The following is a 2,582-nucleotide window of genomic DNA, read 5'->3' on the forward strand; positions in this document are numbered from 1 at the left end:
TAAAATAAAAATTGACGTTTCACGTTGTTTGTTTCGTTCAGTTTTCAAAGAACTACTTTGCCGCTCATTTGCGACTTCCTTATGTTAACATTTTCATGTTTCAATGTCAACTAAGTTTTTTTATTTCGTTTGTCGCTTTCTGCGTTTTTGCTATCGGCGACTTGTTTTATAATACACCTCTATATAATAATAGTCAATATTTCTTTTTCACTTTTTACAAAAAAATAAACATACGCTCATACCTCGTCTTTATTTTACATGCATATAATCAAGATAAAGTGAAACTTTAATCAGCGGAGAGGTTTAGTCATCACCAATCGGGCAGTTAATCTTCCAGCTAACTTCTTTGCTTCAGCCGAAGTTAGAGACAGGGGGCTTACCGCCGGTTAATGTGGGATAATTGAAAGGAGTGTAGAAATTGTTTGATCCTTCCTTATTACACATCATTAGTACTAATTCAAGAAACCCACACTATCATAGAAACTTTCCTCTCATTCTATTTTGGAGTCAAAAAAGTGGTTGCACTTCCCTTGCTAAGTGGTTTTTTTACCAGATTGATTTATTACAAACAGCTTTAAACTATCACCCCTTTATTCATAATATACAAAGGTACACCAGCCTATAATATACGGCTGAGTGTAGCATTACGAGATAAACAAAAGGAAACTTTTAAACTTGTTCGTAATCCATTTAGAGGAGCGGTCAGTTCTTTCGTGTCCTTAATCGCACCCCCTTATGTAGAAAGTACAGCATAGGAACCCATTCGAAAGTTTTTATATCAAAATGAAAATTCTCCTAAAGGAATCATTTTTATACTACCTATTCACTAAAGTTACTCATGCAAATGATATTAACGCTCACTTTACACAACAATATATAGCAGGTGAAGAAGAGTATGTAGCCAATTATATATACTTAGAAAATTTCAATCAGGAAATAAAAGAATTAGAAACGTGTTTCGAATTAAAACCTGCACCAATAAATGAGTTTTCAACATCATGGCATCATCAACCCCCTGCCATGATTTATAAAGGGAATTTCAGCGATGCCGATATTACTGATCCTTTATTCCCTCGCCATCCGACTTTTGAAAGCTTTTATGATAATGAATGTATACAGCTCGTCAAAACAATATTTCAAAAAGATTTCGATACATATAGATATAACAAAGAATATCCATACTGATTTTAATCTATTATCTTTGCTAACTATAAAAAAAGATACCTCTTATATATAAGGTATCTTTTTAACATTTAAACTATATTAAGCATACAGTTTAACAGTCACTACTATCCAAGGTATTACCCTTTAATAGATTACGTAATTTCTGCTTATCCGCCCATCCTACTCCTATTAAAACTAGACTTCCTCCGATTATTATCTTCCATGTTACAGATTCGTCTAATAGAACAATTGAAGTAACAATACTTATTAAAGGTAATGCATTTAAATATAATCCACTTACCGATGCCGAAATTCTCTCTAGTGCTTTATTCCAAAACCAATACGCTAAAATTGTTGCTCCTATAACGAGGTACATTACACTAAATCCTACTTTCCATGTGTTAATCTTCGGGAAACCGTAATAAAAGGTTTCTATCATTGCAAAAGGTAATAAGATAGCCATTCCAATAATTAAAGTTAACGTTGTAAAAACATTGTTTGACAAATGTCGTTCTTGTTTCGGGCGTTTTAACAATATCGTGTAGAAAGCAAATAAAAAAGTACTCAATAAAATAAGTATATCTCCTATTAAAGACACCTCTTGATCGGCGTTATTAGATGGAACCGTAATAAAGAGCACTCCTATAGCACCCAGTATAATTCCAATCCAATAATTCAGCTGAATTTTCTCTTTCAAAAAGAACGTTGAAAAAAGAATTGTAACTAACGGCAATGCAGCATCAATGATACTAACATGTAATCCACTTGTTAAAGAAATACCATAGGATGTGAACATAAAGTACCCAGCTACACCGGTAAAAGATAGTAAACTCATTCTTTTCCATGGAATATGTTTATGTACAACAGCTTTTTGTAGTTGGTTAAATGAGAAAAGCATACAAATTCCACCTGCAAAGAAAAGGCGAATAAATAACAAAGTAAACGGTTGAATAGATTCTAATGCCCATTTCGTTGGCGCAATGGCTGTCCCCCATAATATAACAGCCACTAATAACATGCATATTTCTTTCATAATTCCCCACACCCATCAAAAAATATATGTTAGCTACCTTAATTATAGATTTTTTCTTATGCAAAATCCCTTAAAACACATAACCTTTTCATATAAGATCAAAAACATTTTTGTTCATACAACAACTAAATCACTATAAAAAAGGTAACTCTTACCTTCGACTAATATTTAAACGTATTATTTTATAACCTTCTTATCACTTTATCATCCAAATCTTATTATATACAGCCTCTATCTCCTTCTTTTTTCCTCTTTTGGGTTATTACATTTATGGATTTTAACATTTGGTGAATGAAAATAAACACAAAAAAACCTAAGTCGAATCGACTTAGGTTTTTGCTTGGCGACGTCCTACTCTCACAGGGACAAGGTCCCAACTACCATC

At 32.7% G+C, this 2,582-nt stretch carries 1 protein-coding gene and 1 pseudogene; one reads left to right on the forward strand and one right to left on the reverse strand.

What is annotated here, in order from left to right; genetic code table 11:
* Positions 1 to 418: 418 nt before the first annotated feature.
* Positions 419 to 1,185: pseudogene (locus tag MR109_RS29515) on the forward strand (sulfotransferase family 2 domain-containing protein).
* Between the two features lie 91 nt (positions 1,186 to 1,276).
* Here MR109_RS29515 and MR109_RS29520 read toward each other — a convergent pair.
* Positions 1,277 to 2,197 (reverse strand): DMT family transporter, encoded by a 921-nt coding sequence (locus MR109_RS29520; RefSeq protein ID WP_242274849.1) that lies wholly within the window; start codon positions 2,195 to 2,197, stop codon positions 1,277 to 1,279.
* Between the last annotated feature and the right edge of the window lie 385 nt (positions 2,198 to 2,582).

The sequence above is a fragment of the Bacillus cereus group sp. BfR-BA-01310 genome, from assembly GCF_022664325.1.
Classification (GTDB): Bacteria; Bacillota; Bacilli; order Bacillales; family Bacillaceae_G; genus Bacillus_A; species Bacillus_A paramycoides.